We start from the raw sequence: 23,878 nt of genomic DNA on the forward strand, positions 1-23,878 counted from the left end.
TTCAAAGCTCCCTTATCCGAATATTTCTGAAAAGCACTCCCTGGCCCTCGCTTTGCAAACCGATATAGCCTGACTTCAATGGAGTCCCATCCACTTTGACCGCCGGATCAAACCGATTGGCTACTCCTCCGCCAATCTGAGGAAAACTGTAAGTCAAAACAGTATCCCCATTGACCAAGTGATGAACAATCGAGTCTTCGTAGACAATCAATTCGGCCTTCACCCATTCATCCCATTGGAAAGTAGGAGAACTGGAAATAATGCAATGCCGCTCATCAATTTTTCCTTCGAAAACCACATCTGTTCCCGGGCTGCACATATTTCCAGTAGGCCGGGATTCTCCTTCCTTTTCCTCTGCCAGCATTTGATATTCGACGGAGATCGGCCAATCCTGCTCCTTCAAAATCGTTTCTGGAGCCTGGGAATGAAACATCACCCCTGAATTACGGAAAGTGTAGCTAGGCGCCGATTCCAGAAACTGCTCGGTAAACCGATACTCCCAAACCAGGTGAAATCGGGAAAAAGGCTTTTTATAGAACAAGTGTCCAAATCGATCTTCAAAATCTCCATATCCGTCATAATTCACTGCAATCGCTCCCTCTTCTATACGGAAGGTGTTGGCGTAATTGTCCCCAACTTCGTGATGATGGATTTTTGGAGTCCAGCCTGTGAGATCCTTTCCGTTGAAAAGAGTTTGCCATTCTGAGTCTGTGGATTCAGTGGTGATTTGTTCCTTTTCAGCTTTTTGGCAGGAGAAAAAGAAGAGGATGGCGATAAATAAAATGTGGGTTTTCATGGCTTGTAAGTAAAGTGGTCTGTGAGGACACAGACCACGGAGATTGGAAATGGCCTTCGATTTCGAGACTCCCGTCTCTCAAGTGCTCAGGCTGACAACGAAACGATTTATTAGTTAGCCTTATGGAATTTATGCGGGCTAGAAAAGGTAAATCGAAATTCTAGGGATCAAAAATCAGAAAGGTCTTGGGTTCCAATTTTCAGCCTTCTGACTTCATCTTTCAGCTTTCTTAATGTTTCCAATCGTAGCTATCGACCTGCTCCAAGCAAGCCACCAAAAGCGAAATCGAATCGGCAATATCCTTTTTATGCGCCATCTCTATCACCTGATGCAAATGACGGGTTGGGATGGAAATGGCTCCGGCAATCGCTCCCTGCTTACCCATCCGCTGCACTCCGGCAGTATCCGTGCCTCCTGCCGTCAGGATTTCCGGTTGCCAAGTGATGGTTTCCTTGTCAGCTATTTGCTTCATAAACTCCACCATGCGGTAGTCGCAGATCGTCATAGCATCCATGATTTTAATGGCGGTTCCTTTACCCAATTCGGTAACTTTCTCATGGGCCTGAGCCCCGGGAACATCAAAGGCAATGGTCGTATCCAAGGCAATTCCAAAATCAGGATTGATGCTGTGAGCAGCTACATTGGCACCCCGAATCCCTACTTCTTCCTGAACGGTAAACGTGGCGTAGACATCGTAGGCTGGATTTTCAAGCTTTTTCAAAGCCTCAATTAGAATAAAAACCGCTACCCGGTTATCGATGGATTTGCAGTTGACACAGTCCCCCATCTCGATCAGTTCCCGATCCCGGGTCACCGGGTCTCCTATGGAAATGTATTTTTCCACTTCCTCTTTAGGCATTCCCAAGTCAATAAAAAAGTCGGTGGTTTTGGGAAGCTTGTTGCGCTCCTCCTGACTCATCACATGGATAGGCTTACTGCCCATCACTCCTACCAAGTCTTTTTTCCCATGGACAATCACCCGCTGCGCAGTCAAGGTCTTGGGATCGAATCCACCCAAGGTGTGAAATCTCAAAAAGCCCTGCTCATCAATATGGGTGACGATAAAGCCGATCTCATCCAAGTGGGCAGCGACCATTACCCGCTTTCCGTCCGGGTTTCTCTTGCCTTTTTTGATGGCAATGACATTGCCCAGATTATCGGTTTTGACTTCGTCGGCTAGAGGTGTTACTAACTCAATTACCAAATCACGAACTCGTTTTTCAAAGCCCGGAGCTCCGGCGATTTCACAGATTTGCTTAAGAAGGGGGACGTTTATTTCCATAAAGTTTTAAGGCATTTTTTTCAATCCTGAAATTAAGTCAATTGATCTAAATGCCTAACCCCATCCAACAAAAAAGCCCCTGAATCTGTGGATCCAAGGGCTTTTCAAATTTCAAATCTTAAATCTCAAATCAATAGGCTCTGACCGCTTTGCCCTCCATGTAGTTGGCAAAGGCGCGGTTTACTACCCGCATACCGCCTGTGGTCGGATAATCTCCGGTAAAGTACCAGTCTCCCAAGTGATTGGGAATGCATCTATGCAGGTTATCTACTGTTTGGAAAATCACTTTTACTTCCGCCCGAATCTCCGGCGTAGTCACGATTTCGGCTACTTTATCTGAGATTTCCTCGTCGGTAAAGTTGCTGTAAACTCCCTTGACAAAGTTTTCCAATGAATTGGGATTGGCCACACATTGCTCGTACACTTCATCCAGCACATTCTCCATCTTTCGCTCTTTGATCAGGGCTATCGCCGCACGGAAAGCAATGAATTCCTTCATTCGGGACATGTCAATTCCATAGCAATCCGGGTATCGGATTTGAGGAGCGGAAGATACAATCACTATCCGCTTGGGATTCAGCTTGTCCAAGGTGGTCAGAATGCTTTTCTCCAGGGTAGTCCCACGGACAATGCTGTCATCAATCACTACCAGCGTATCTACTCCCGGACGGATCACCTCATAGGTCGTATCATACACACTTGCCACCATGCTGTCCCGATCCTCATCGTTGGTGATAAAGGTCCTGAGCTTGACATCCTTGCTGACCAACTTTTCCACTCGTGGCCGGAAGCTGAGCAACTCGTCCAAGTCTCCCACATGCGGCTTTCCGTCGAGCAGGACTTCTTTTCTTTTGGTCACCAAGTACTCATCCAATCCTTCAATCATCCCCAAAAAGGCGGTTTCTGCGGTATTTGGAATATAAGAGAAGACTGTATTCTTCAGATCAAAGTCAATGGCCTTCAGAATTTGCGGGATCAGGGCCTTACCCAAATTCTTTCTTTCCTGATAGATATTCGGGTCTGTTCCTCTGGAGAAATAGATTCGCTCAAAGGAGCAGGATTTCTTTTCTCTTGCCGGCAAAATTTCCTCCTCGGCATATGAACCATCCTTATTGATCACAATGGCATGTCCGGGTTGAATTTCCTTGATGGCTTTGAAATCAATATTGAAAGCGGATTTGATCGCAGGCTTCTCAGAGGCAATCACCACCACCTCGTCATCTGCGTAGTAGAAGGCCGGACGGATTCCTGAAGGATCTCGTACCACGAAGGAGGACCCGTTTCCGATCATTCCAGCCATGGCATATCCACCGTCAAAATCCCTACAGGATCTTCTCAGAATTCTTGCCACATCCAATTCATCTTCAATGATATGGGTGAGCTGCTCGTTGGTGTATTGATGCTTGTACTTGTCAAAAATCCGCTGATTCTCCTCATCCAAAAAGTGACCAATTTTTTCCATCACGGTGACGGTATCCGTTTTTTCTTTGGGATGCTGACCCAATTGAACGAGTCGGTTAAAAAGCTCCTCGTTGTTTGTCATGTTGAAGTTGCCTGCCATGACGAGGTTTCGGCTTCTCCAGTTGTTTTGCTTGAGGAAAGGATGGCAAGTTTCGATGCTGTTTTCCCCGTGGGTTCCGTAGCGGAGGTGTCCCAGCCAAACTTCCCCTGAGAAGGCGATGTTTTCCTTGAGCCATTCCCCGTCACTCAGGGCATCGTGACCACCGATCTTTTTCGCCTTTTTGTACTTTTTTCCGATTTTATCAAAAATATCATTGACTGCAGAAGGCTCAATGGATCGGTACCGGCTGATGTAGCGGGTCCCCGGTTTGGTGTTGATTTTAATGTTGGCGACTCCTGCGCCGTCTTGTCCCCGGTTGATCTGCTTTTGCATCAGGACATAGAGTCGGTTGGCTGCAAAAGACGCCGTCCCGTATTTGTCGATGTAATATTGGGTTGGCTTGCGAAGGCGAATCATAGCGATACCGCATTCATGTTTGATGGCGTCACTCATCTGGAAGGGGGAAAGTTATATTGGAGCTTCAAATTTAATGCTTTTTTAAAAGAATATTTGGAATAAAAGTTCCAAATCCTTCTCATAAAATAGAAAATTCGGAAGGGAAATGAAAGCTTAGCCCAGATAAATCTGCCTGAAAATCAGAAGTTTTAGAATCGGAGCAAGGTATAGCCCTGTGGCACATAGGTTGTGATGGCAGTCATGGCAGAATGAGAAACCCTTACTCCCGGCCAAAGATCCGCTGTCTTTAGATTTCTGGCCACCAAAGACTGCCCACAGACCATGATATCAGCACCTGCTTCCTTGAGTGCTTCATACACGGGGAGGTTGGGATTGTTGACTTCATTTCGTTTGGAGTAATTTTCATCATTCAGCAAGGTAAAAACCGCTCCACCGTGGACGACTACTTTCACTTTCAATCGCTCTTTGGGCACACCTGCAAGGCCATGTAGATTCATCATTCGGGCAATATTGTCAACCCATCGGGAAATTTCCTTAGGATCATCAGCAGCACCGGTTAGGTCAATGATCACTTTGTACTCCAAGCTTGGGTCAGGTCGCTCAGAGGCATCCGGAATTTCGTAAATGCCTCCATACCCTTTCACAATCGGGAATTGGGGAGTCTGGGCGAAAAGATTTGGAAGTGCCAAAAAACAGGCAAACAGGATAGATAGAAGTATTTTTTTCATAATCGAATGTTGAGAGGCAAAAAGTAGCGAAAATAAAACGCTTCCAAAATCCGCTAATCAAAAATTAAATGAGTTCTTCCCGATTTCCATCACCTAATCAAAGCTAACCTACTCCTCACTATTTTAAAAAACCCGATTATCTGCAATCCTTCAAGTCACCGAATTTTATATGGTTTCACCTCGACTTCGCTCGGTGACCTTTGGTTTTCTCCCCTCCCGTCAAAAACTCCGAACTCGGAGGCCGAGCGAAGTCGAGGCCATTTTGATCTACTGGTACCATTGCGGATAATCATATTAAAAAAATCAACTTTTCATGAAAAGAACATGCCTTGAGACTTTTAAAAAAACTAGTCAAATTTAAATTATATTGCTTATGAAAGCTTTGATTGTTAAGACTATATCATTTTAAACTTTAATTACACCATGACTTTACGAAAATTTAATTTAAAGATTGATGGACTTTTTGAAGCATCCGGAGAAATCGACCTGAGTGAAAGCATGCTTCAACTTCTTGCTTCAAAACTGGAACTTAAAACACCAGAAAAACCTGAGCCAAAACCAGAACCAGCCCCTGACCCAACGCCTATTCTTGCGGCCAGCTTGGTGACTAGTACATTCCAAAAACCCAAGGATTTCACGAATATTCAAGACTTGGGTGTTTCCCCTATAGATTCCCAGGTAGTCGGGCTGAGCTTTAGAGGCTGCTTTTATCCGGGACAAGCAGAACCTTCGGGAGACGGATATTGGGTGACTTATGATCAATCCGTCAAAATCATAAAAATCAAAAATGGAGTCAAATCCGTGGAACCTGCAATAAGCTACATTGGCCAACCCGATTTTTTGACCAAAGACCTTTCCAAAACCAATCTTTTCATCCCGGAAGGTACCTTCATCCTCTACCAAGCCAATGGGGTCAATCCGCTATGGTACCAGCAATTTGCCATGCTTTTCGGCTCAGGAACTTTAATCGGAATCAAAAATGACTCTAAGCCCGGTTTCAATAATATTGTTAGCAAAGTTTATGGAATAAAACTGATCAATATTCTCATTGACAATGTGCCGTCCTTCAGCCGGGATCAGATTTTTGAACAAGTGTCTTTTCAGTTTGCACCACTTGAAAAAAGCAGAAATCCAATCACTTTGGACCATTTGGATGCTTCCCTTGAGGTCAAGGATCTACAAATCCAATCGGATGCCAATTTGAGAGCTGGTATTTTTATTGAAAAAGCCAAAAAAGTCGAGGTTGACGGTGCTAAAATAGAGGCCGCTTACGCAGATAATGGCATTAGAATAAGTCAGGTTTTGGACCATTGCGTTATCAAAAACGTGACAACCGGAAAAGGATTTAATACAGGTATACAAGCTTCTTCCAATAGAAGGTCCATTTCAAGAGGTCTAGAACTAATTGATAATCAAATTATTGATGTCATCGAAGAAGCTTTGGGATACGATTCCTATGCCAATAATCTAGGTCTTGTACCGGTAATCAGTAGATCCTATGTCACCAAAGCTCACAAGCAGGGGCAAGGTTACCTAGTCGAGTTGGATAGTCTTTGGTTTATCGAGCAGCAAGCAGGAGGAGGTTTTGGAGAAAAAAGAGTGGATGCTGCTTTCGTGGGGGACCCCACCAAACTCCTTCTTGTGGTAGAAAGTGGTCCATTTGAATACTTTTACTCCGAAATAGATGAATTTGAAGTCTTTAACTCAGGTCAATCTCTTAAGCTTTTCCTGAATAACAAAGAATTGGACCTCTCTTCAGGAACAGAAATAGCCTTGGTTTCCGGCTTTTACCGATGTAAAATCTCAGGTTCGAGAATAAAAGGGCGTGAAAACAATCAAGGCAAGCCAGGGCATGGACTGAGTCTATGGGGAGGAGGTTTCGATAATTTGATCAGTGACAATGTAGTGACTGGAGGAAACAGCGGCCTTAATCTCGTGGGATTGGGTGCTTTTGGTGTCAATGGGTATTTCTGCCACTCCATTGGAAATAAGATCATCAACAACGAATTTAACGGATGTGAGATAGCATTTCACATCAAGACGGAATACAGCCACAAATACGGTTTTGGTCAGGTCTTCTCGGACAACAAAACCTTAGGCGGCACTTTCCTGATCAATAAGCAACGCAATTTCACCATGAAGGGAAATGTCTTGAAGGGAAACAGAGGATTGATTGAGGACGTTTCGGGCGTTTTTGAAGGAGGCAGATTGGTGGACACGGTGATCGAAATAAAAAACTGTCCCAATCTGAAAATTGGCCAAATAGAAATGGTGGGAAATTCCAAGATTATCCAAATTTGATATCCACCAAATACACCCATTTCTCACTAGAAACTTCTGCTTATTTGCAAAGCGTAACTCCTGAATAAAAAAAATGCCTTTACATCAAGTAAAGGCATTTGGAGTGCGCATGAGAAGATTCGAACTTCCACACCCGAACGGGCACCACCCCCTCAAAGTGGCGTGTCTACCAGTTTCACCACATGCGCGTTTTGGGGTCTGCAAAAGTAGAAAGCTCCCCTATTCCATGCAACAGCAAGCTGAGCTTTTCTTGACTTTTTTTCAGATTTAGCCAAAAACCTTCTTTTCGGCGGATTGAAGGGTATTGTAAAGCAAAGCCGCAATGGTCATTGGCCCCACTCCTCCTGGCACCGGTGTTATTGCTGAGGCTAAAGGAGCGACTTCGTCAAACTTCACATCTCCAATCAGGCGGAAGCCGGATTTCTTTCTGGCATCCTCAATTCGGTGGATTCCCACGTCAATCACCACTGCGCCCGGCTTCACCATGTCTGCGGTCACAAACTCGGGCTTTCCAATGGCCACAATCAAAATATCTGCAGTCTTGGTAATCTCAGCCAGATTCTTGGTACGGCTATGCGTTAAGGTCACCGTGGCATTTCCTGGATAGCCGTTTCTTGCCATCAAAATACTCATCGGGCTACCCACGATGTGGCTTCGGCCGATCACCACACAGTGTTTGCCTGAGGTTTCGATATTGTATCGCTTCAACAATTCTACAATCCCGTAAGGAGTTGCAGCCACATATGCTGGCCAGTTCAAGGTCATTCGGCCCACATTGGCAGGAGTGAATCCATCCACATCTTTTTCCGGCTTGATTTTATTGGTCACCTTATCTACAGAGATATGTTTGGGAAGAGGAAGCTGCACAATCAATCCATCGATATCGGGATTGGTGTTGATGTCCTCCACTACCTGAAGCAACTCTTCCTCTGAAACAGTATCTTCTAAGCGAACCAAAGTGGATTTGAAACCCACTTCCTCGCAGGCCTTTACTTTCGCTCCTACGTAGGTTTGACTTGCTCCATCGCTTCCTACGAGAACAGCAGCCAAATGAGGAGTTTTTCCGCCTTCGGATTTGATTTCTGAGACGCGGGAGGCGATTTCGTTTTTAATATCTTGGGAGGTTTTTTTACCGTCTATAAGGATCATTTTTGTTTATGGATGGTTAAGTGATAATTACGATTTACGATGTACGATTTACGACATCCTTAATAGTTCAATTCTTTGTTTAAGCAGTAAACCTTAAATTCAAGATTGCAAGGAGATCATTAAATTCATCTGAAATCTTTCAATAAATAAAGGCTGAAAATCTTACTTCTCAATATCCTCTTGAGGTTTTGATGCTTGCAACCACTATAGAAAGTATTTCATCTGCCTCTTGCTCTAAGCGTTTTAATTCTGGAACTAAAGTTACTTCAGATTGAACTTCAAATATAAACTCAAGAAAGAATTGACTTTCATCTGCTTCTTCCTCCACAATTTTCAACTTATTGATAAAATCAGCTCTTGATTTTGCCCGACAAGCAGCACGATAATTGGCTGCCACAGAAGTAGATGATCGGATCAATTGGCCTGCGATACTATTAAATTCTCTTGTTTGAGGAAGCCTTTGACACAATCTCCATACATCGATCGCGAGTTGCTTGGTCTTTCGTTGCATTTGAAATTTATCCATGGCTATAACATTATTGCTTCCCCACTTAACTAAATTTCATCAAAGTTCATCCACTTCACAACCAAAAAACCGCTAAAATTCAGTCATTTGGCATGATTAATTGAAAGGGATTGGATTGGAAATAAGGATTGAAGTTCCTGTATGAGTCGTAAATCGTCATTCGTAAATCGTAAATAACCACTTATCTAATATCGAACAGAACACAATCCCAAATCACTTAATCCAACTTAAGAACCGCCATAAACGCCTCCTGAGGCACCTCGACGTTGCCGACTTGTCTCATTCGTTTTTTACCTTTCTTCTGCTTTTCGAGGAGTTTTCTTTTTCGGGAAATATCACCACCGTAACACTTCGCCAACACGTTTTTACGAAGGGCTTTGATGGTTTCTCTTGCAATGATTTTCTGCCCTATCGCTGCCTGAATCGCAATCTCAAACATCTGTCTTGGCACCAATTCCCGGAGCTTTTCGCAGAGTCTCTTACCCCATTCGTAGGCTTTGTCTCGGTGAACGACAGCAGAAAGCGCATCCACAGGCTCGCCGTTGAGCATGATATCCAGACGCACCATGTTGGATTGCTGGAAGCCTTTCAGTTCATAATCCAAAGAAGCATATCCTCTGGAAATGGTCTTGAGCTTATCGAAGAAATCGAAAACGATCTCTGCCAAAGGCATGTCAAACTGCAATTCAACCCGATCAGCGGTCAGGTACACCTGATTTTTGATCTGACCCCGCTTCTCCATACACAGCTGTATCACCGGCCCGACATATTCGGCAGCCGTGATGATCGAGGCCTTTACAAAAGGCTCCTCGATATGATCCATCTTGGTAGGATCAGGCATATCGCTCGGGGCATTGATCAGCTGAACGGAGCCATTGGTCATGATGGCACGGAACTGCACCGATGGCACCGTGGTGATCACCGTCATGTCAAACTCCCGCTCCAATCGCTCCTGCACAATTTCCATGTGGAGCATGCCTAAGAATCCGCAACGGAAACCAAAGCCCAAAGCGGCAGAGGTTTCAGGTTCCCAAACCAGGGAAGCATCATTCAATTGAAGCTTTTCCATGGAAGCTCTCAGTTCCTCAAACTCGGTGGTATCTACCGGGTAAATCCCCGCAAAAACCATCGGCTTTACGTTTTCGAAACCCTTGATCGCATCTTTACATGGGTTTTTCACATGGGTAATCGTATCCCCCACTTTGACCTCTTTCGCCACTTTAATTCCGGAAATAAGGTATCCTACATTTCCGGCACTCATGGTTTGCTGAGGAATCTGATTGATCCCCAAAATGCCTATTTCGTCGGCGTAGTATTCTTTGCCGGTATTTACGAATTTGATCTTGTCTCCTTTATTGATGGTTCCGTTGAAGATTCGGAAGATTACTTCCACTCCACGGAAGGAGTTGAACTGAGAGTCAAAAATCATCGCTTGAAGTGGGGCTTCCGGATCACCTTTTGGAGCTGGAATCCGCTCGACAACTGCATTCAAGATATCTTCAATCCCGATCCCCTCTTTGCCGGAGGCCAAAATGATATCCTCACGATCGCAACCGATCAGATCGATTACTTCATCGGCACGTCCTTCAGGGTCAGCTCCGGGAAGGTCGATTTTGTTCAAAACAGGAATGATCTCCAAGTCATGGCCCAAGGCCAAGTACAAATTGGAAATGGTCTGAGCTTCGATTCCCTGAGAAGCATCCACAATCAGCAAAGCCCCTTCACAGGCAGCAATGGATCGGGAAACTTCGTACGAAAAATCCACGTGTCCGGGAGTATCTATCAAGTTGAAGGTGTATTCCTCCCCCTTGTACGTGTACTTCATCTGTATGGCGTGGGACTTGATGGTAATGCCCCTCTCCCGCTCCAGATCCATATCGTCCAACACTTGATTCTGCATTTCCCGCTCCGAAATGGTATTGGTAAACTGCAACAATCTATCCGCCAATGTACTCTTCCCATGATCAATATGGGCGATGATACAGAAATTTCTAATGTTTTTCATAAGCTCTTCGTGGCGCAAAAGTAGGAAAAAAGAGGGTTTTATTGACAGGGAATTTGAAATAGGCTTTCATCAGGTTTACACTTTGTTGAATACAATGGAAATACTGTAGAAATACCATGGAAACACATTTTGCTTCGCAAAATGAAATACGCCAACCACCCGATAATCTGAATCGAAATACACTTGAAATAACTTTTGCTTCGCAAATGAAATACGCCTTCGGCGATATAATATCCCCACAAACTCTATTTCACCTGGCCCAGCGAGGTTTATTTCTACTGTATTACCACCATCTCAGTATCCCACTTTTGCTTTATTTCGATCTTAAACCACCTGTTTATTCAAAAAGTTAAGCAGCTGACTTCCTAAATAATAGGGCAGGTTAAACAATGTAAATGGTGTTCCCTTGACTGTTTTGGCTTGTTCGATTTTGAAATGACCTCCATAAAATCTTACTGCATAAGGATGGCCACAACGGTCCATAAATTGATGCAACGAACGAAGACTCCCTGTACTTCCTGACTTTACTTCTATGGGAATCAGGTATTTTTTGAACGGAAAAACCAGGTCCACCTCAGAACTAGTGTCCTTTTCCTGTCTTACCCAAAAATGACTTTGGAAGTTAAAATCTTCAAAAATGGACTCAATCTCCTGTGCCACGAGGTGCTGAATGATTCTCCCCTTATGGACTTCATCCAAATCTTTGACTTGAATTAATTCAACCTGAATTCCCATAGCATGATTCCAAATACCCGTATCTAGGAATTGTAGCCTCGGGCGCTTCTTATAGTCAACTATCAACGGAATTGAAACACTTGTAGTAGGGTAAATCAATCGTATCACTCGTGCCAAATCCAAAGCCCTCAGCGCCTCACCTACTTCTCTGCTTCTGTAATTGGAATTACCAAAACCTTCAAACTTAATTCGATCCAACTCAAATGGAGCAGTTTGGATCACATGGCGAATTATTCGCTTCTCGGATTCATTTCGGGCATATTTTTCAACATCGTCTTTGTATGCCTGCCAAAGCTTTTGGTACTCAGTGGAAAGATTAGCCAAATTTGAATTTGAAGCATAGCGAAATACCAGAGCAGGCATCCCCCCAAGCAAAGCATATTCGTGAAAATGCCTTTTCAAAATCTCATGGGCATATTCTTGAACAGGAACTTGCTTTAAAGCATCCAATGCCTGGGGTTGTCCCATAGCAGACAGGTATTCTTCAAAGTTCAATGGATGGAGGTAAAGGTAATCCACTCTTCCCACAGGAAAGCTGGGAACTTTTGCTAAAGCAAACTCCAGAAGTGAACCGGCGGCAATCACAAATAAGTCCGGCTGATCTTCCAAAAAGTAGCGGAGTTGGGCAATCGCTTTTGGGCTTTCCTGAATTTCATCGATGAAAAGGAGTGTAGAGCCTTTTTCTAACTGAATATTTTTCTGAAGAAAAATTGCATTCAAAATTTGCTCCGTTGTGTCCAATTCAAACAATCTTGCCTCTTGTTGACGCTCCAGGTTCACTTCGATAAAGTTTGAAAACTCCTTTCCAAACTCTCTTATCAAAGTAGTCTTACCTACTTGCCGAGCACCTCTCAGAATTAAAGGCTTTCGATTAGCCGAGGCCTTCCATAACCGCAATTTTACCAAAGCCTTTCTTTCAATCATTTGATGAATTGTAATAAAGAGGAGGTAAAATTAAAATTTCTTTGTAATAAAGAGGAGGTAATTATATCTAACTTTTGTAACAAAGAGGAGGTAACTCTTCTAAAAGCTTGTAACAAAGAGATACACCAATTCAAAAATCATTGCAAAAAAGGAAAAACCTGCCCTATTCTTCCTCGCGAAGCGAGGTTTGTTTCTACTGTATTTCTATTGTATTTCCACTCTTCCCTACCTTTGCCTCCTCATCAACCCATTTCCCATGCAATCTGTTGCCGAAAAGAAAAAGTCTCAAAACATAGGAGAATACCTGATCTACATGTACCAAATGGAGGATTTGATCCGGTCGTTTCAAGGAAATATGGAAGAAATCCGACAGTATGTAGTGGCTCACTATCCGGTTGGGGAAAAGGAAAAAGAAGAGATCACCGCCTGGTTTGAGGGGCTAGCCGGGAAAATGAAAAAAGAGGCAATTCTCGAAAAAGGCCATCTCAGCGAACTCAATCAACTGGTGGATCAGCTCCTGAAACTCCACTACCGATTAGTGAAAACCGATAAATCCTATTTCGAAACCTACCATCAAGCCAAGCCTCATATCTTGGAATCCATCTTGGCTGCCAACGGGGAAAATCCCGGTAACGAAATCCAAATATGCCTCAACGGGGTCTATGGCCTGCTTCTTTGTCGATTATTGGGAAAGAAGATTTCTGAGGAGCAACTCAAAGCTGCCGAAAGTTTTGGAGAGGTGTTAAGCTTTTTGAATCTGGCTTATCAGCAGGATATGGTGGAGCGGAATTGAAGGATTCCTTAATCCAATTTTGGAAAGAGATCTACCAGATAATGGTCAAAATAGTAGTCTTTCCGCCTCTCTTTGAAAGTAAACTCCCTGAAATAGCACTTTCCTCCTACAAAGCCGAGAGGCTGATGATCAGAAGTCGTCAATTTTGAAAAAGAGTTAGTTTGATCATCCAGACTATAAATGTTGTACTCATTGCCTGAATCAAGCACAGCAAAGAACCGACTCCAAACCCGATCATAAAAAGCAAACCAAGCTTGGCCGCTTTTTTTCAGGTCCGGGAAAGTATATCCCTGCATTTGGTTGGTTTCGGCATTGTATCTTACAAATCTATTTTTCAGAGGAAGATTAAATAAAAAGCCTTCTTTCGTTTGGACGACATTGTAGAGGAAATGGGTATAGGTACTTTGAGTTTCAGGATCTTTTTTTCTATCCCAATACCGATTCTTAGTCACCTCGGAATGTTTGGAATCTTCATAGAGTGCAAATTTTCCTGTACTCCAATTGTAAACCCAATAGTCCGCATCGGTAATCCACTTTTTCATCTCGGCACGATATCCAAGTGTAAATCCGTCCAAATGGACCAGTTCATATCCCTTGAAATATTTTTCGGAAATATCCGGTTTAGACCTAGGGAGAGTTTGCGACAGAATTTGAATTCTCTCATTTTTTACTTCAAACTTTGTGCTGCCGAAATTATGCAGCACAATCGCCTCATGGTCACCTGTCTGAATAAGCCCTTGAATGGAAATGAAATTCTTAGAACTGGAATTATATCCTTCCAAAAAAAGGGAATTGATACTCAGACTATCCTTGATTAGCCTTTGTCGATTGAGCAAAACCAAATCTTTTGGAATGTCATTTTCATACCGATAGCCAATGATTTCATCTTGATTTAGCCAGAAAAGCTTAATCAGAACCACGTTATCATTTCCATAAAAAAGATTGCCCAAAGAAAGCTCGATAGGCTTCTGGAAATTCTGAGCCATTGTTTTGAAATCAGAAGTACTCAAGCTTAAGCTAACCAGGAGGATAAAAAACGATTTTGTCCACATAGATTTAATGGAATTTAATCAACTATAAAATAGTCGGAAAGCGAAAATAGATCATCGCTTGTTAATTGGGAAGTTTTGGAAAGGAAGCCTTGATTAAATCCCGTCTGATACATGAAGTAATTTGAACTATATTCTGATGGAAGTTCCTTGACGGACTCCAAATCTAAATTTTGGTCAAAAATGAGCGCGTAAAGCTTTTTGTATTTGCAGATTTCGTCTCCTCCTTTGACACATTCCAAAAACATCCTGACGAACTTATTTTTACTTTTTACATAAAAGAAGCTTCCGAAGTACGAGTTACTTTTGTGATAATTAATTACTCCCTCGGTATCATAATCATCCATCATATACTCTAAAGGTTTCCCCAAGTCCAATTCAGAAATTGAACTACACTTTTGATCCAAGAGCGTTCCATTCAAATCATAGATATAAAGGTTGGGATCGAGAGGATAGCTAATTATCACTCGTTCATTGGCCACTTCCATCACGGGATGACTTAGATAAAAAGGCAATAAATGATTTTGATCCGATCCATACACTCCGGGATAATTCCCATAAAGGCCTTTGAACTCTTTTTCAACTAAGCTATACTCGCCAAAAGTCGGGAAGTTTTTCTTTTCCTGAACAAAATACCATAAGTCTAACTGCTTCAGAGGGAAAACAATGCTATTCCTGTCAGGGAGAAACACGAATGTCTTTCCATATCCAAAATAAAAAGAGAAATTGGAAAAGCCCTCTTGAGGCATTTCCCAGAGATTTTCCCGGTAGAGATTATAGGAATCCAAAATTTCTCCATTTCCAGAAATCAAAAATATAACAGGTACCAACTGATCACTAATTAAAATACTATCCGGTGAAATCACATGAATCCCTGAGGGATACTCGATAAAATTGGGGTCCAAATCCACCTTTCCTACAAATTTTTTTTCGTTGGTGTTCAGGATGAAGAGCTTATTTTTTGGCTTCTCTGCAAGAATGTAGGCCAAGGTGTCCTGAAAAAGGAAAAAATCAATCGGAGAACCACCAAAGTCTTCCGGAGCTAGGGCAGATATTTCAAGCGGGGAGTCTTGTTTAAAGATTTGACTCTGAAAATCACAGCCTTCTTCCCCTTTTGAGGATAAATCGCACGCATTGGAAAGACTCCCTATAAAAACAATAATTAAAATACTCTTTTTCATTATAAATATTATGAACATTAAGAAGCGCCAGGCAAACTGACTGGCGCGTTCAATTTGTTATTGATTCCCTGGAGGACGGGTATCACCAACTTTACAATCATTATTCCACCAATGAGTCATGCACTCTGCACCTCCATTTGATAAACTTACCCAATGCCCTTGCTTCAAAAATGGCCCAGCTTGGATTTCATTCGTTTGGCTCCCGCTGGCGACAAAAATCAAACCAAGCGCAATCCCAGCTAAAATTAATTTTTTCATGTTAATTGTGTTTAAATAATGAAATAAGATAACTACGAGTCGAATCAAAAAAAAAAAAAAACAATGTCAATATTTAGGCAGATAAATTTTATAATTAATTGATAATCAAGTCATTATTCTAATATTTTTTTGAGGGGCAAATTAAATTTTAGAATCTGAGCTCTTATTAAACTAAAAATTGGAAATTCCCTTAGTTATCTGTTACTTCAATTATGGCCTTGGACGTTCACTTTTACCAAAAAAATACAACTGAACTATTTTCGGAACTTAAATCCCAAAACCTAGGCCTATCCTCCTCCGAATCCCAAAAAAGACTGGAAGAATTCGGTCCCAATGCCCTCCAAGAGAAAAAGAAAAAACCGGCTTGGCTCCTCTTTTTGGGCCAATTCAAGGACTTTATGATCCTGATTTTGGCAGCGGCAGCTATCATCTCAGGCATTGTAGGAGACCTGACCGATACCATCATCATCCTAGTCATTATTGTACTTAATGCCGTATTGGGATTTGTCCAGGAATACCGGGCCGAAAAGGCCATGGACTCCCTCAAAAAACTGACTGAAACGCAGACCAAGGTCTTTCGGGATGGTCAACTCGCTGCAGTGCCTTCCCGGGATTTGGTGCCCGGTGATGTAGTCGCCTTGGAAGCGGGAAATATGGTCCCGGCTGATCTTCGCCTTATCGAGACCTTTTCCCTGAAAGTCGACGAATCCTCCCTTACCGGAGAATCCGTCCCCATCGACAAGCAAACAGGGGTATTGGAAGGAGAAAACCTCAATCCCGGAGATCAGCTAAACATGGCCTTTAAGGGCACTCTGGTCACCAATGGACGGGCTACCGGACTGGTGGTGGCCACAGGAATGAAAACCCAAATCGGAAAAATCGCCAGCATGCTTCAGGAAAACCCACCCCTGACTCCCCTGCAGCAGCGCATGCAGCGATTTGGAAAGTTGATTTCAGTCATCATTTTGGGGATCTGTGCCGCTCTTTTCATTGCGGGAATCGCAAGAGGTGAGGAGATTTTTCCTGTGCTTTTGCTGTCCGTGAGTTTGGCGGTGGCGGCCATTCCAGAGGCTTTGCCCGCTCTGATTACCATTGCCCTTTCGTTGGGTGCAGGACGGTTGGCCAAAAAGAAAGCCTTGATCCGAAAGCTTCCCGCAGTGGAAAGTTTGGGTTCGGTCACCTATATCTGCACCGACAAGACCGGCACGCTGACCCAAAACAAAATGACGGTTACGGAAGTGGATGCTTTTCATCACACTCCGATTTCCGCCGAGTATTCCAACCTCCAACTCGGCTTGGGACTCTGTCACGATGTCCATTTGGACAAAAAAGGCCGGCCGGAAGGGGAATCCACCGAGGTGGCTTTGGTGGAGCGAATGCTGCAGGAGCTCACAAAGGAACAGTACCAAAGTCTAATCCAAAGCTTCCCCCGAATCGGAGAAGTACCTTTTGACTCTTCCCGCAAGCGAATGAGCACTTTTCATCAGGCCGGTGAGCAGATTTTGATGCTGTGCAAAGGAGCTCCGGAGGCGATTTCTTCGATTTTGAAGAAAAAAGAGCAAAGCCTCCAACTCCAGGAAAGTGCTGAAACTTGGGCAAAAAAGGGCGAGCGGGTTTTGGCTTTCGCAGGAAAAATCTTGGATCGTCTTCCCGATGAGTCCGAGTGGATCAATTTGGAATCTGAACTGGACTATTATGGAAAAGTGGGGATGATCGATCCACCCCGTGAAGAAGTGAAAACGGCTATTTCCGAATGCAGGACCGCCGGAATTCATCCTGTGATGATCACCGGAGATCATCCGGCCACTGCCCAGGCGATTGCAAAAGCAGTGGGAATCTGGAAAAAGGGAGACGGCGTCATCACCGGGGCTGAACTGGGAAATTTGTCCGACGAGGACTTTGCCAATCAGGTGGAAAATGTGAGCGTTTACGCCCGGGTGGCGCCAGAGCAAAAGCTCCGGATCGTAAAAGCACTTCAGCAAAAAGGACATTTTGCCGCCATGACCGGAGATGGAGTGAACGACGCCCCTTCCCTCAAAGCCGCCAATATCGGGGTAGCCATGGGAATTGCAGGGACGGACGTGAGCAAGGAAGCCGCTCACCTGATATTGCTGGATGACAACTTCTCCACCATCGTCCGGGCAGTGAAAGAGGGACGCAGAATCTACGACAACATCGTCAAATTCATCAAGTACATCATGACTTGCAATGGAGCGGAAATCTGGACCATCGGGCTGGCTCCTTTTCTCGGTTTTCCCAATCCACTTTTGCCTATCCATATCCTTTGGATCAATCTGGTCACGGATGGATTACCGGCTTTGGCTCTAGCCAGTGAGCGGTCCGAAAAGGACATTATGAAGCAGCCTCCCCGACCTCCCAAGCAAAGTCTCTTTGCCAACGGAGTTGGCTATCATATCGTCTGGGTAGGGATGCTAATGGCTGGAGTGACTCTCTTTACCCAATACTGGGCAATCCGGCAGGGTTGGCACTGGCAGACCATGGTCTTTTCAGTCTTGGCTTTTTCCCAACTCGGGCATGTAATGGCGGTACGGAGTGACCGAACGCTGCTTTTTCAGCAGGGTTTTCTGAGTAATAAGCCCTTGCTTCTCGCGGTAGGATCCACTTTTCTTTTGCAAATGGGGGTGATTTATCTTCCTTTTTTGAATCCGATCTTCCGAACTGAGCCTTTGGATCTACAGGAATTGCTATTCTCCTTCGGTATGGCCTTAATTGTTTTTCATGCGGTGGAGTTGGAGAAAATTATTAGAAAGAAAATTTTGAAACACTAATTCCATTTAGTTTAGGCATAAATGAAAAGAAGAACCTTTCTCAAAGCCGGATTAGGTGTCGGTGCCGCTATTGGATTGGGAGGCCTGTATACTTGGCAAATCGAACCCTTTTGGTTGGAATTTGTCCAGGTGGACATGCCGATTAAAAACCTTCCCCAAGAGCATATCGGCAAAACCCTGATGCAGATCAGCGATATCCACGTCGGCAACCGCTTTCCCCATCAGCATCTCTTGGATTCTTTTGAAAAAGCCAAATCCTTGCATCCCGATTGGGTAGTCTACACAGGGGATTACACGCACTTTGAAAATGAAGAGCAATACTCCCAACTTCAAAAAGTGATCAAATCAGCCGTGAAAGGCAGATTAGGTACTTTTGGCGTTTTGGGAAATCATGACTACGGGCATGGATGGTCTATGCAGGAAGTGTCCGATACTACCACAGAAATCCTGGAAAAATCCGGAATTCAGGTACTCCGTGACCAAAAAACCGAATCCGAAGGCTTGATTATTTATGGGTTTGAGGATTTATGGGGACTGAATTTTGGCCCTGAAAATCTGATGGCTTCCCTAGACCCTAGCCAAGCCAATCTTGTCCTTTGCCATAATCCGGATGCCTGTGATTTACCCATATGGAATGGCTATCAGGGATGGATACTCTCAGGCCATACTCATGGGGGTCAAGTAAAGCCCCCTTTTCTTCCTGCCCCTATCCTACCGGTAAAGAACAGAAAATACAACCAAGGAAAAATCGAGGTAGACTCGGACCGAACCCTTTACATCAACCGGGCCTTGGGCCATCTGGTCCCCATCCGATTCAATGTCCGTCCCGAAATCACCCTCTTCACCCTTAGACAGGCCTAAGGCAAGAATTTCATTTTCTCCTTCCCACAAACTCCTTATCTTCCCCTCCCAGCCCTCAAAATCTAACCCCCAACCTATGACCTCAACCGGCCAAACGGAAGAAAAATCAGAAAAATTACCCCGTAATCTCGGGCTTTGGGGTGTCTGGATGCTGGTGGTCAATGGCTTGATTGGGGCGGGTATCTTTGGACTTCCAAGCGGTGCCTACGCCCTAGCCGGGGAATACAGCGTCTTTGTCTACATCTTTTGTGCCCTGCTTATGCTTCCCGTGATTTTATCCTTTGCGGAGGTCGGGAGCTATTTCCGGGGTACAGGAGGACCGATCCGCTATGGAAAAGAGGCCTTCGGTTCTTTCATCGGCTTTCAGGGAGGCTGGCTGTATTACCTGGCCCGTTTGATTTCCTTTTCTGCCAATACCGTCTTACTCACGGACAGCATTGCTTACTTTTTCCCTATCGCGGACTCCGGTACGGGAAGGTTGATTTCCTTGGCTTTGACCTGCTTATTCTTGGCTGGAATCAATATTTTGGGTTCCATGGAATCCATCCGCTCCATGACCCTTTTCACCATCATCAAGTTTGGAGTGCTTATAGGGTTGGTGATCGGAGGATTTTCCAGTTTGGGACTGGAGGTCATTCCCACTCTCGATGCTCCGCTTCCCTCGGGTTCCGATTTGGGAAAAGCCGCCTTGCTTCTCATTTATGCCTTTGTGGGTTTTGAGGGAGCCGTTGTGCCTGCCGGAGAAGCCAAGCGCCCCGAGCGGGATATGCCTTTGGGCCTACTGCTTGGATTGGGCGTGGTGGCTTTGATTTATATTTTGGTGCAATTGGTCGCTCAGGCCGCCGTGCCCAATCTGGCTGAATCCACCGCTCCCCTACTCGATGCCTCCTCCCAACTCTTCGGACAAACCGGCGCTGTGATTCTGATGGTCGGCGTGGCCACTTCGGTCTTGGCCAATTTGGTCAGTTCCATGTTTTCAGCCACTCGAGTGACTTATGCCTTGGCATTGGAAAACTCCCTTCCCCGCTGGTTTGGGGAAGTTCACTCCCGCTTTTTGACTCCGGCCAACTCGGTGATCTTTTTCGGAATTGCCGCCTTTGCACTCAGTGCTATGGGTTCTTTCCGCTTTTTGGCGGCCATGACCGTGCTTTCCCGGCTTTTCCTCTTTATCATGACCTGTGCGGCCGTACCCAAGCTGCGACCAAGATTCCGATCCGCAGGAAGGTTTATTCTCTGGGGCGGTTATTTGGTTCCCGTTTTGGGGATTTTGGCCTGCCTATGGCTGATGCTGCAGGTGAGTTTTACCTCGGTTTGGCTGACCGCTATTTTGGTGGGAATTGGGACTGGGCTTTATTGGTTGGGAAAAAGAGCAGCTTGATTTGGGATTTCGGATTTCGGATTTCGGATTTTGGATCAAGAAACGATACATTTCCAAAAGGTAGCATTTCATTCAAATCAAGAACACAAACTTTTTCTAAATATCCATTTCCCATAAAAGCAAACTCTTGAAAACGGTGGATGAAGTTCCTCTGCCCCTCGTAAATCGTAATTCGTAAATCATAAATCGTAAAATTCCTACTTTTAACCCATGCCAACTCCTCAGCTCGCCATCCGAACCGTCATTTTTAGCCTTTTGGGCAATGTGGCTTTGGCTGTCATCAAGTTTCTAGCCGGGATTTTTGGCAATTCCTATGCCTTGATCGCCGATGCCATCGAGTCCACTGTGGATATCTTTTCCTCCCTGCTGGTTCTGCTCGGGATGCGATATGCCAACCGGCCCGCAGATGAAAACCATCCCTACGGACACGGAAAGATCGAGCCTTTGGTCACCTTTTTGGTGGTGGGATTTCTAATCTTCTCAGCCATCACCATTGCCACACAGTCGATCGAAAACATCCAAACTCCCCACGAACTCCCGGAAAGCTGGACGCTCCTGGTCTTGGGAGCGATCATCATCTGGAAGGAGATTTCCTATCAGGTCGTCCTGAGAAGAAGCAAAAAGCTGAAAAGCTCGGCCTTGAAAGCCGAGGCCTGGCATCATCGCTCCGATGCCATCACCTCTGTGGCGGCATTTGTGGGGATATCCATCGCCCTGTTTGGAGGACCGGGCTTTGAGGTGGCCGACGACTATGCCGCCCTGATTGCCTGTGGGTTTATCCTGTACAACTGCTACGGAATCTTCCGCCCCGCCTTGGGAGAAGTGATGGATGAAAACAACCACGAGGAACTGATTGCCGAGATTCGGGAAGTTTCTCTGACTGTGCCGGGGGTAAAAGGAACCGAAAAATGCTTTATCCGCAAGGCCGGGATGAAATACCATGTGGACCTGCATGCCACGGTAGACGGAAGGCAAACCGTACGCGAAGGCCACGATATCGCCCACTTGCTGAAGGATACTCTGCGCCGGGAAATCCCCCAACTCGGGCATGTACTGATCCATATCGAGCCGAGCTAAAAAGAAATTCGGAAGACAATTGGGATATTTTTTTGAGGGGATTTGGAGAAAAAGCCGTCCAAACTAATCTTGAAAGAGATTTTTAGGGAAAAGGCCCAACTCGGCGATTTTTGGCTTCTCAAGATCCGAAAACCCAAGACCTTGGAAATCTGAAAACGGGAAATAATTGAAAAATACCCGCAACTTACTGCGTAAGGCATCCAAATAGGCATGCCTTGCGCAATAAGTTGCGAAAACACAAACGTTACTGGCAACCCTGTAAGACAACTAAAAGAATGGCAACCTACAGTTAAAATGGCAACAAGAATTTGGATAAATGAAATAAAATTTAGCGACGATACAACCCTTCAATTTGAAAAGGATGACATAGTTGTTTTCGTTGGCCCAAATAATGCTGGAAAAAGTGCTTCTTTAAAAGAAGCAGCAACACTGATTAAGGCTAAAACAAATAGAGGAAAAGTCTTGAAAGATATTTCAATAGGAAAAGAAGGAGATGAAACAGAATTATTTGAATTATTGAATAAGGCAGCATCAAAAAACTTTGACAATCCTAGTCAAATACTTTACAAAGGTTTTGGTTTTACTATTTGGGAGCAGACAGCAAAAAATAATTTTTCTAATCATACAAAAGGAGTCGGAGAACTTTCTTCACTCTTTATGAATAGTCTAACTACTGAAGATAGGATAAGGGCTGCAAACCCAGCTAATAATATAAAACTTACAACTGAAGCAATGCAGCATCCAATTCACTATCTTCAAAAGGATGACCAACTTGAAAAAAGATTTAGTGATTATTTCAGACAAGCATTTGGCACGGATTTAATAGTTCATAGAAATGCAGGCAGTGAGGTTCCACTCTATATTGGAGAAAAACCAATTCCTAAAACAGGAGAGGACAGAGTATCCTCTTCTTATTTAATTGAATTAGAGAAACTTGACTTACTGCATGAACAAGGCGATGGTATGCGAAGCTTTGTCGGGGTTCTCTTGAATGCGTTTATTTCTAACCATTCTATTTTATTTATTGATGAACCAGAAGCTTTTTTGCACCCACCTCAAGCTAGACTTTTGGGTAAAATGCTTGCAAAGGATTTACCGTCTGCAAGGCAATTATTTTTAGCAACACATAGTGAAGATTTTTTGAAAGGGTTACTAGATGCTAATAATAGTAATTTAAGAATTATCCGTATTCAACGAGACGGTTCAATTAATAAGGTTAGCTCATTAACAAGTTCAGACATTGATAGTATTTGGAACGATTCACTTTTAAGGCATTCAAATGTATTAGACGGATTGTTCCATTCGAAAGTAGTTATCTGTGAAAGTGATTCAGATTGCAGGTTTTTTTCAGCTGTATTATCTGCTCAATTTGACAACACTGCTTCAATTGGTCCTGATATTTTATTCATTCATTGTGGAGGCAAACACAGAATACCAACAGCCATAAAAGCTTTAACAAAGCTCAATGTTCCAATTAAAGTTGTTTCCGACTTTGATGTGCTAAATGACATAAATCCTATAAAGGAGATTTTTGAAGATTTAGGTGGCATTTGGTCTGATATAGAAAGTGATTGGAAGATTGTTAAAAAGGAAATCGAACAAAAGCGACCTGAATTTTTAACTGTTGACATTAAGAGAGAAATCGAGGCTACATTTAAAAGTACAACAGAAAGGATATTCCCAAAAGAGAAAATAAATGAAATTCAGCGAGCATTAAAGAAGGCATCGGCTTGGTCAGAAGCAAAAGAGGTTGGTAAATCCTATATTCCTAGTGGAAATGCTACTAAAGCCTTTGAGCGATTACAAGTAAAGCTCAAAGAAAAAGGGTTTCTAATTTTAGAAGTCGGAGAATTAGAAAGTTTTGTAAAAAGCGTAGGTAATCACGGGCCTAAATGGGTTAGTGAAGTTTTGACAAAGGATTTAAAGACTGACATTGAACTTGAACAAGCGAGACAATTTGTATCACAATTCATTTGAAAAATAAGGACAAAAGAAATGGAAGCCAGTAACAGCTTATATAATTTATGGCGGATAAAGTGGCAAATTTTAGTTTTGTACTTTTATATTT

Annotated in this window: 18 protein-coding genes and 1 tRNA gene; 7 read left to right on the forward strand and 12 right to left on the reverse strand. The window is 43.8% G+C overall.

All coding sequences use genetic code 11. The features are described 5' to 3' along the window. Position 1: 1 nt before the first annotated feature. From AAA942_RS06195 to AAA942_RS06210, 4 genes are all read right to left on the reverse strand, one after another. A complete protein-coding gene (locus AAA942_RS06195) occupies positions 2 to 796 on the reverse strand; it encodes a 3-keto-disaccharide hydrolase (protein ID WP_338219372.1) in 795 nt (264 codons plus the stop codon). A gap of 229 nt (positions 797 to 1,025) precedes the next feature. Beyond that, entirely contained in the window at positions 1,026 to 2,078 is a 1,053-nt protein-coding gene (locus AAA942_RS06200; protein WP_338219373.1) for a M42 family metallopeptidase, read from the reverse strand. 130 nt (positions 2,079 to 2,208) lie between these two features. After that, a complete protein-coding gene (locus AAA942_RS06205) occupies positions 2,209 to 4,092 on the reverse strand; it encodes an amidophosphoribosyltransferase (protein ID WP_338219374.1) in 1,884 nt (627 codons plus the stop codon). Between the two features lie 152 nt (positions 4,093 to 4,244). Continuing rightward, positions 4,245 to 4,784 (reverse strand): DsrE family protein, encoded by a 540-nt coding sequence (locus AAA942_RS06210; RefSeq protein ID WP_338219375.1) that lies wholly within the window; start codon positions 4,782 to 4,784, stop codon positions 4,245 to 4,247. 423 nt (positions 4,785 to 5,207) lie between these two features. Between AAA942_RS06210 and AAA942_RS06215 the strand changes: the two genes are divergently transcribed. Then, positions 5,208 to 7,085, forward strand: a complete 1,878-nt coding sequence (locus AAA942_RS06215; RefSeq protein WP_338219376.1) for a hypothetical protein — start codon at positions 5,208 to 5,210, stop codon at positions 7,083 to 7,085. Positions 7,086 to 7,189: 104 nt separating this feature from the next. On the opposite strand, the gene AAA942_RS06220 is transcribed toward AAA942_RS06215, so the two are convergent. The 5 genes from AAA942_RS06220 to AAA942_RS06240 all read right to left on the reverse strand — a co-directional run bounded on the left by AAA942_RS06220 (position 7,190) and on the right by AAA942_RS06240 (position 12,424). Beyond that, positions 7,190 to 7,273 (reverse strand) — tRNA-Leu (locus AAA942_RS06220). Positions 7,274 to 7,352: 79 nt separating this feature from the next. Then, entirely contained in the window at positions 7,353 to 8,234 is an 882-nt protein-coding gene (gene folD, locus AAA942_RS06225) for a bifunctional methylenetetrahydrofolate dehydrogenase/methenyltetrahydrofolate cyclohydrolase FolD (RefSeq protein WP_338219377.1), read from the reverse strand. A gap of 169 nt (positions 8,235 to 8,403) precedes the next feature. Continuing rightward, complete coding sequence (locus tag AAA942_RS06230) at positions 8,404 to 8,760, reverse strand: four helix bundle protein (RefSeq protein ID WP_338219378.1); 357 nt, start codon at positions 8,758 to 8,760, stop codon at positions 8,404 to 8,406. A gap of 217 nt (positions 8,761 to 8,977) precedes the next feature. Beyond that, positions 8,978 to 10,765, reverse strand: a complete 1,788-nt coding sequence (gene lepA, locus AAA942_RS06235) for a translation elongation factor 4 (RefSeq protein WP_338219379.1) — start codon at positions 10,763 to 10,765, stop codon at positions 8,978 to 8,980. Positions 10,766 to 11,089: 324 nt separating this feature from the next. Then, entirely contained in the window at positions 11,090 to 12,424 is a 1,335-nt protein-coding gene (locus AAA942_RS06240) for an ATP-binding protein (protein ID WP_338219380.1), read from the reverse strand. A 256-nt stretch (positions 12,425 to 12,680) separates the two neighbouring features. Between AAA942_RS06240 and AAA942_RS06245 the strand changes: the two genes are divergently transcribed. Then, entirely contained in the window at positions 12,681 to 13,217 is a 537-nt protein-coding gene (locus AAA942_RS06245; protein WP_338219381.1) for a DUF4924 family protein, read from the forward strand. Between the two features lie 8 nt (positions 13,218 to 13,225). Here AAA942_RS06245 and AAA942_RS06250 read toward each other — a convergent pair whose 3' ends face one another. The 3 genes from AAA942_RS06250 to AAA942_RS06260 all read right to left on the reverse strand — a co-directional run bounded on the left by AAA942_RS06250 (position 13,226) and on the right by AAA942_RS06260 (position 15,705). Continuing rightward, positions 13,226 to 14,203 carry a hypothetical protein gene (locus AAA942_RS06250; protein WP_338219382.1) on the reverse strand — a complete coding sequence of 326 codons (978 nt, stop codon included), beginning with the start codon at positions 14,201 to 14,203 and terminating at the stop codon, positions 13,226 to 13,228. 80 nt (positions 14,204 to 14,283) lie between these two features. Further along, a complete protein-coding gene (locus tag AAA942_RS06255; RefSeq protein WP_338219383.1) occupies positions 14,284 to 15,447 on the reverse strand; it encodes a hypothetical protein in 1,164 nt (387 codons plus the stop codon). Between the two features lie 57 nt (positions 15,448 to 15,504). Beyond that, the gene (locus AAA942_RS06260; RefSeq protein WP_338219384.1) at positions 15,505 to 15,705 is read right to left on the reverse strand and encodes a hypothetical protein; all 201 of its coding nucleotides are present in this window, start codon (positions 15,703 to 15,705) and stop codon (positions 15,505 to 15,507) included. Positions 15,706 to 15,917: 212 nt separating this feature from the next. On the opposite strand from AAA942_RS06260, the gene AAA942_RS06265 reads away from it, so the two are divergent. The 5 genes from AAA942_RS06265 (at position 15,918) to AAA942_RS06285 (ending at position 23,787) form a co-directional block, all read left to right on the forward strand. Continuing rightward, complete coding sequence (locus AAA942_RS06265; protein WP_338219385.1) at positions 15,918 to 18,494, forward strand: cation-translocating P-type ATPase; 2,577 nt, start codon at positions 15,918 to 15,920, stop codon at positions 18,492 to 18,494. A 21-nt stretch (positions 18,495 to 18,515) separates the two neighbouring features. Next, on the forward strand, positions 18,516 to 19,355 hold the full coding sequence (locus AAA942_RS06270) for a metallophosphoesterase (RefSeq protein ID WP_338219386.1): 840 nt from the start codon (positions 18,516 to 18,518) through the stop codon (positions 19,353 to 19,355). Positions 19,356 to 19,431: 76 nt separating this feature from the next. Continuing rightward, positions 19,432 to 20,733 (forward strand): APC family permease, encoded by a 1,302-nt coding sequence (locus tag AAA942_RS06275; RefSeq protein ID WP_338219387.1) that lies wholly within the window; start codon positions 19,432 to 19,434, stop codon positions 20,731 to 20,733. A gap of 210 nt (positions 20,734 to 20,943) precedes the next feature. Then, positions 20,944 to 21,810 carry a cation diffusion facilitator family transporter gene (locus AAA942_RS06280; protein WP_338219388.1) on the forward strand — a complete coding sequence of 289 codons (867 nt, stop codon included), beginning with the start codon at positions 20,944 to 20,946 and terminating at the stop codon, positions 21,808 to 21,810. A gap of 294 nt (positions 21,811 to 22,104) precedes the next feature. Then, complete coding sequence (locus tag AAA942_RS06285) at positions 22,105 to 23,787, forward strand: ATP-dependent nuclease (protein WP_338219389.1); 1,683 nt, start codon at positions 22,105 to 22,107, stop codon at positions 23,785 to 23,787. The last annotated feature ends 91 nt before the right edge of the window (positions 23,788 to 23,878 follow it).

The sequence above is a fragment of the Algoriphagus sp. oki45 genome (genome assembly GCF_036245605.1).
GTDB lineage: Bacteria > Bacteroidota > Bacteroidia > Cytophagales > Cyclobacteriaceae > Algoriphagus.